At 69.2% G+C, this 7164-nt stretch carries 5 protein-coding genes and 1 rRNA gene; 1 reads left to right on the top strand and 5 read right to left on the bottom strand.

Annotated features, from left to right (window positions below; translation table 11 throughout):
• The 4 genes from ACFWX1_RS43835 to ACFWX1_RS43850 all read right to left on the bottom strand — a co-directional run.
• Positions 1-75: ribosomal RNA gene (locus tag ACFWX1_RS43835) — 16S ribosomal RNA — on the bottom strand; the annotation flags it as partial.
• 397 nt (positions 76-472) lie between these two features.
• Positions 473-2023: an amidase gene (locus ACFWX1_RS43840; RefSeq protein ID WP_378395829.1), complete on the bottom strand. Its 1551-nt coding sequence runs from the start codon at positions 2021-2023 to the stop codon at positions 473-475.
• Between the two features lie 11 nt (positions 2024-2034).
• Positions 2035-3378 carry a type I glutamate--ammonia ligase gene (gene glnA / locus ACFWX1_RS43845; protein WP_378330083.1) on the bottom strand — a complete coding sequence of 448 codons (1344 nt, stop codon included), beginning with the start codon at positions 3376-3378 and terminating at the stop codon, positions 2035-2037.
• A 79-nt stretch (positions 3379-3457) separates the two neighbouring features.
• A complete protein-coding gene (locus ACFWX1_RS43850) occupies positions 3458-4747 on the bottom strand; it encodes an MFS transporter (RefSeq protein WP_378395830.1) in 1290 nt (429 codons plus the stop codon).
• Between the two features lie 121 nt (positions 4748-4868).
• On the opposite strand from ACFWX1_RS43850, the gene ACFWX1_RS43855 reads away from it, so the two are divergent.
• Complete coding sequence (locus ACFWX1_RS43855; RefSeq protein WP_378395831.1) at positions 4869-5534, top strand: LppX_LprAFG lipoprotein; 666 nt, start codon at positions 4869-4871, stop codon at positions 5532-5534.
• Between the two features lie 129 nt (positions 5535-5663).
• Here ACFWX1_RS43855 and ACFWX1_RS43860 read toward each other — a convergent pair.
• Positions 5664-7164 (bottom strand): alpha/beta hydrolase (locus tag ACFWX1_RS43860; protein ID WP_378395832.1); only part of this gene is annotated, 1501 nt, incomplete at its 5' end.

The raw sequence follows: 7164 nt of genomic DNA on the forward strand, positions 1-7164 counted from the left end.
GCTTCATCGTTCGACTTGCATGTGTTAAGCACGCCGCCAGCGTTCGTCCTGAGCCAGGATCAAACTCTCCAACAATGTCAAATTTGATCGAGGCAATGTTAATGCACTCAAAGGAACCCCCACGAGGAGGGGTTCAAACAATAAGCTCTACTGGCTTAGTTCACTAGCACACTGTTGAGTTCTCAAGCAACACACTGAATTGCTTCAAGCGATATTCATCAAGCTTTTGGCCGAGCATGCCTCACCCTACGGTGTTAGTCGTAGGGAGTCGGCGGCCGCTCGAGGGCCGACGCTGAACATTACCTGGTCCGGTTCGCGGTGTCAACCCGCTCGGCCCTGGCGCCTGACCTCGGGGCTTTCGGCCCCGGTGGCCCGGTGTTCCTGGCGACGAAGAGAAGATTACATGGCCCGGAACCGTCCGAAAACAGGGGGGTCACTTAACGGCATCGACGCAGGTCAGGGCCATGAAACGCTAGCGCCCGATGGTCGGGAGGTACCGCGGCCGTTCACGGGCGGGGACGGACCGCTCGAAGTCGGCGGCGAACGCGAGCACCCGGGCGTCCGACCACCGGCCTGCCATGAACAAGATCCCGACCGGCAGCGGGCCGACGGCGCCGGCGGGCACGGAGACGCTGGGGTAACCGGCCACCGCGGCCGGCGTCGAAGACGGGATCACGTCGTTGTCGCCCTTCGCGCAATCGGTCTTCCACGCGGGCGGGTTCGTCGGCGACGCGATGGCATCGAGGTGGTACTTCGCCAGGGTCTCGTCGATCGAGCGACGGGCCAGATCGCTGAGCTCGGCCCGCATGGCTCGGTACTTCGGATCGTCGGGGCCGGGCGCGGCGAGTGCCTGTTCGAAGAGCTCCTGCCCGGCGAAACACGTCTGCTCCAGCGGGTCGGACCGGTTGTAGGCGACGAGCGCGGCCAGGTCGCGCGGCACGCCGGTGCGCGTCGCGAGGTAGCGATCGATGTCGCGGTGGAACTCGGTCAGCAACACGGGGAGCTCCAGTTGGCCGAGCCGGTCCTGGTACGGCGGCACGACCTCGACGACTTCGGCTCCGGCGCGGACAAGCGCTTCCCTCGTCCGGGTGACAACGGCATCGACGTCGGGGCCGAGCACGGGCAGGCGCCAGAGCCCGATGCGCGCCCCCCGGAGAGCGCCGGGCTTGAGCAGGCGCGCGTAGTCCGTCGGCTGGTCAGGCGGGTACGCGCCGGTCGCCGGGTCTGTGGGGTCGCGGCCCTGAAGTACCGAGAGCGTCAGCGCGACGTCGACGACATGGCGGCCGATCGGGCCCGCGGTGTCCTGTTCGGCGGAGATCGGGACGACACCCGTCCGGCTGACCAGGCCGAGGCTCGGTTTGTGGCCGACCGTCCCGGTCATCCCGGCGGGGCAGACGACCGAGCCGTCGGTCTCGCTGCCGATGGCGACCTGGGCGAGCGAAGCCGCGACACCGGCTGCGGAGCCTGCCGACGAGCCGCACGGATTCCGGTCGAGGACGTACGGGTTGCTGGTCTGGCCGCCGACGCCCGACCAGCCGGAAGTCGGCTTCGCGGCACGGAAGTTGGCCCATTCCGACAGGTTCGCCTTACCGAGGATCACCGCGCCCGCGGCACGCAGCCGGGTGATCAGCGTGGCGTCCTTCGCCGGGCGGGTGCGCAGTGCGCGGGAACCGGCGGTCGTCTGCTGGTCACGGGTGTCGACGTTGTCCTTGACCAGCACCGGGATGCCGTCGAGCGGCCCCCGGAGATGGCCTGCCCGGCGCCGGGCGTCGCTTTCCGCGGCCTGGGCGGACGCTGCCGGATTGACCGCGAGGACCGCGTTGACCTTGCGATCGACGGTGCGAATCCGGTCGAGGTAAGCCGAGGTCAGCTGGGCGGCCGTGAGCCGGCCGGTGGCCATCCGGGCCTGCAGCGACGGGATGGTCGCGGAATCGAGATCGAACCCACCTGCCGAAGCCGTCGCGGGTGCGACGGCGGCCAGGCTGGCTGCGACGAGCAGAGCGGAAAGGACACGGGACCTCATCCGCCGCCGCATTACAACACCGGGAGGAGCGTCCTGAGTTCGTACGGGGTGACCGCGCTGCGGTAGTTGTCCCATTCGGAACGTTTGTTCCGCAGGAAGAAGTCGTAGACGTGTTCGCCGAGAGCGTCCGGCAGCAGTTCGGATTTTTCCATTTCCGCGAGCGCCTCCCCCAGATTCTGTGGCAACTGCGCGTAGCCGGCGGCACGGCGCTCGGCGTCGGAGAGCTGCCAGATGTCGTCCTCTGCGGGCGGCGGAAGCTCGTAGCCCTTCTCGATGCCCTTGAGGCCTGCGGCCAGGATAACGGAGTACGCAAGATACGGGTTGCAAGCGGAATCGAGGGTGCGGATCTCGACGCGCCGCGAGGACGCCTTGCCGGGCGAATACATCGGCACCCGCACGAGCGCCGAGCGATTGGCGCGGCCCCATGAAACGGTCGTCGGCGCCTCGCTTCCGCTGATCAGGCGCTTGTAGGAGTTCACCCACTGGTTGGTGACCGCGGAGATTTCCTTGGCGTGGTGCAGCAAACCGGCGACGAAGGCCTTGCCGGTGGCCGACAGCTCGTACGGGTCTTCTGCGTCGTAGAAGGCGTTCCGGTCGCCTTCGAAGAGACTGACGTGGGTGTGCATGCCCGAGCCGGGCTGGTCGGTGAACGGCTTCGGCATGAACGTCGCGCGGACGCCCTGGGTCAGCGCGACCTCCTTGACGACGTAACGGAACGTCATCACATTGTCGGCCATCGTCAGCGCGTCGGCGTAGCGGAGGTCGATCTCCTGCTGGCCGGGCGCGCCCTCGTGGTGGCTGAACTCGACGGAGATGCCCATCGCCTCGAGCGTTTCGATGGCGTGGCGGCGGAAATGCGTGGCCGTGGCATGGCTCGCCTGGTCGAAATAGCCGCCGTTGTCGGCGGGCTCGGGTTCGCTGCCGTCCTCGGGGAGGTTGGCGAGCAGGAAGAATTCGATCTCCGGGTGGACGTAGCAGGTGAACCCCGCCTCGCCTGCCTTGGACAGCTGACGGCGCAGCACGTGCCGGGGGTCGGCCCAGGACGGCGAACCGTCCGGCATCGCGATGTCGCAGAACATCCGGGCGGAGTACGGTCCGCCGTCCGGCGTTTCCCAGGGCAGGACCTGGAAGGTGGCCGGGTCGGGCTTGGCGATCATGTCGGACTCGTACACCCGCGCGAAGCCCTCGATGGCCGAGCCGTCGAAGCCGATGCCCTCGGTGAAAGCACCCTCCAGCTCGGCGGGCGCGACCGCCACGGACTTGAGGAACCCCAGTACATCGGTGAACCACAGCCGGACGAAACGGATGTCGCGCTCTTCCAAGGTACGGAGCACGAACTCCTGCTGGCGATCCATGGCCGCACCCTAACCACAGCGTGTTAACGGGATGTTTCGCGACGCGCCGAGTGGGTCGGATGTGGGTGATATCCCCCGCTCAGGTGGCGAAGGCGACTTCACGGCGTCCCGAACGGGTGACCGCCAACGACGCGGCCGAGGCGATCACGGCGAGGCCCGCGGCGACGTACCAGGCGATGGCGTAGTCCCCGAAGTGGTCGCGGACAGCGCCCGCGGCGGAAGCGGCGAAGGCGGCGCCGAGCTGGTGACTCGCGAAGACCCAGCCGAAGACGATCGGGCCGGCGTCGCCGAACTTCCGGACGCAGAGTGCGACGGTCGGCGGAACGGTGGCGACCCAGTCGAGGCCGTAGAACAGGATGAACGCCCACATGCTCGGCTGGACCGAGTCGCTGAACAACTGCGGCAGCAGGGCGAGCGACACGCCGCGTAGCGCGTAGTAGACGCCGAGGAGCACACGCGGGTCGACACGGTCGGTGAGCCAGCCGGAGGCGACCGTGCCGATGACGTCGAAGACGCCGACCAGCGCGAGCAGCCCGGCGGCGGTCGTCTGGGGCATGCCGTGGTCGTGGGCGGCGGGCACGAAGTGGGTGCTGACGAGTCCGTTCGTGGTGGCCCCGCAGATCGCGAAGCCGACGGCGAGCAGCCAGAACGTCCTGGTGCGCGCGGCCTTGCCCAGCACGCCGAGCGCGCGTCGCGCGGTGCCGGTCCTGGCGGCGGGACGAGCGATCTCGGCCTCGGGCGGGGCGCCGTAGGCGGTGGTCCCGATGTCTGCGGGGTGATCGCGGATCACGATCAGCACGACCGGGACGACGGCGAGCGAGGCGATCGCGATGACGAGGGAGGCGGTGCGCCAGCCGTCGCTGATCGCGAGGTTCGAGATGAGCGGCAGGAAGATGAGCTGGCCGGTGGCACCCGCGGCGGTGAGCACTCCGGTGACGGCGCCCCTGCTGCGGACGAACCATCGCGCGGCGACGGTCGCGGCGAAGCTCATCGCCATCGAGCCGGTGCCGACGCCGACGAGCACGCCCCAGCACAGGACGAGCTGCCAGCTCGCGGTCATGAACACCGTGCCGCCGGCGCCGAGCGCGACGACGAACAACGCGGTCGCGACGACGCGCCGGATGCCGAAGCGTTCCATGAGCGCGGCGGCGAACGGGGAGAACAGGCCGTAGAGCACGAGGTTCACCGAGACGGCGGCGCCGATGGTGGCGCGGGACCAGCCGAACTCCTCGTGCAGGGGATCGATGAGGACGCCGGGGGCGGCACGGAAACCGGCCGCGGCGAGCAGGGCGACGAACGCGGCTCCGGCGATGAACCAGGCGCGGTGCAGGCGGGGTGCGGGACGAGTCTCACGGGTCTCGACGGTCACCGAGGAAGTTTCGCGGGTTGTCCGCGAAATCCGACAGTGGCCGGAAGGACATCGCTCGCAAGGATCGGGCCAACGGTGTGGCGGCGAGCACTGTCGGGGGCGCTCAGTAGGCTCCGGCCCCATGCGCAGCCTTCGCTTCCTGCTGGCGCTCGTGCTCGGACTCGCCGGCGGGTGCGCGGCGTCGCCGAGTACTCCGTTGCCCGCGGGGGCCGAGTTGCTCTCCGCGGCCGCTTCGTCGTTCGCGACGGTGCGGAGTACGCACTTTTCGCTAGGGGTGAACGGTGTACTGCCGGGTCTGCCGCTGCGGCAGATCGAGGGCGATGCGACCGTCGACGACGGTGGCCGGGCCACCGGGACCGCGGACGTGCAGGACGACGTGCGGCGAGTGAAGTTCTCCTTCGACCTGCGCGGCGGGGAGGTCACCCGTACGGACCCGTCGGGGACGGTGCGGGAGCCGGTGCCACCGGAGTTCGCGGTTTCGGCGTTGCTCGGCCCTCAGGGCGGGTTGCGCCGGCTGCTCGACGGGGTCGGCGCGGCCAGGACCGAAGGGCGTGAGCGGGTCGAGGACGTCGACGCGTTCCGGGTCGGCGGGGTGGTGCCGGTGGCGGTGGTGTCGCGGGTGCTGCCGCAGATTCACGCGGATGTGACCGTGAAGGTGTGGGTGTCCGAGAGCGAGCCGCGGCAGTTCGTGCGGCTGTGGCTGCAGGTGCCGCCGCCGGGTGAGCATCAGAGCCCTGTGATGTTCGAGTTGGGGTTGACCAGGCAGAACGCGGTCGTGGTCCGGTGAAGCGGGAGCAAGGGACCTTTGCTATCGCTTGTTAGCCAGCCAATGGTTAGCTTGCCAACGGACGTTAGCAAAGGTCCCTTGCTCCTCTCCGGCGGTCGTAAAGGTCCCTTGCTCCTCTTCCGGCCGCGGTCAGGAGCAGCGGGTTCCTTCGGCGGGCAGGGCGCCGTCCAGCAGGTAGGCGAGGCCCGCGCGGTTCACACAGGCGTTGCCGTGCAGGAACGCGGTGTGCTGGACGCCCTCGAACGTCAACAAAGCTCCCTTGAGGTCCTTCGCGAGGCGGACGCCCTGGTCGTACGGCGTCGCCGGGTCGTGGGTCGTCGAGACGACCAGCGGCGGAGGCAGGCCGTCGGCCTTCGGGGGGTGGGCGGACGACGTCGGCGGCACGGGCCACGACGAGCAGATGTCGAGTTCACTCATGTCGGGGGTGCCGCCGGAGAGGAACGGCGCTCCTCGCAGCATCCGTTGGTGCGCGGCGTCGATCGTGCCTCGATCGGTGAGGCGCGCGAAGTCGACACAGCGCACCGCGAAGTAAGCATCGGCCGAGCCGGCGTAACCGCCGTCCTGCTGCCGCGAGTAATAGCCGTCGGCCAGCGCCAGCAGTGACTGGCCTCGCCCCTCCGCGAGCTGGGCGAGCGCGGCACCGAGCGAGGGCCAGCTGCCGGGCGAGTACAGCGCCGCACTCGTGCCGGTCACGGCGTCCTCGAACGACAGCCTCCTGCTCCCGGCTGGAGCCGGGTTCGCGACCAGCGGCTGGACGAGTCCTTGGAACCGCCGAGTCGCGGCGGCCGGGTCATGGCCGAGAGCGCAGTCGGAGCGAGCCGCACACCAGTTCGCGAATTCGGTGAAGGCGCCCTGGAATCCCGTCATCTGCTTGACCAGCGCTTCGGCCATGTCCTCGGCGGGATCGATGGCACCGTCGAGCAACAGCGCCCGCACCTTGTCCGGGTGCGCCTCGGCGTAGGCGGAGCCGAGTTGCGTGCCGTAGGAGTAGCCGAGGTACGTCAGTTTCTCGTCGCCGAGAACCCCGCGCAGGACGTCGAGGTCGCGTACGACGTCACGCGTGCCGACGTTCGCCAGCATCCGCAGACCGTGTTCGGTGCGCTCGGCACATTTCGCGCCGTAGTCCTTGGCGTCGGCGAGCTGTCTCGCGACACCTTCGGGTGAATTGTCGCTTTCACTGTCCGACGCGCGGTCCGCATCCCACTCCGCGTCCGTGGAGCAGCGGATGCGTGGCTGGCTCGCGCCGACCCCTCGAGGATCGAACCCCACGATGTCGAACCGCTGCGCCAGCGGCGCGGCTTCCCGATCGCGGGCGTACGACGCCGCGCTGTTCATCCCGGACGCGCCGGGACCGCCGGGGTTGACCACCAGCGACCCGATCCGCCTCCCCCGGTCGCCTGCCTGGTGCCGGAGCAGGCCGAGGGTGATGGTGGCGCCCGCGGGGTCGGCGTAGTCGAGCGGCACGATCAGCCGCGCGCACTCCAGCGACTTGTCGGTATACAACGTCCGCGAGGGCTCGTTACTCGCGAAGGGCGCGCACGGCCCCCATTCGAGCCTCTGGCTGGTGAACTTCGCCAGCGCCGGCGGCCCTGGCAACGGCGTCGTGCTCGGCGCTTCGGTGGGCGCCGAG

The organism is Amycolatopsis sp. NPDC059021 (genome assembly GCF_042739895.1).
Classification (GTDB): domain Bacteria; phylum Actinomycetota; class Actinomycetes; order Mycobacteriales; family Pseudonocardiaceae; genus Amycolatopsis.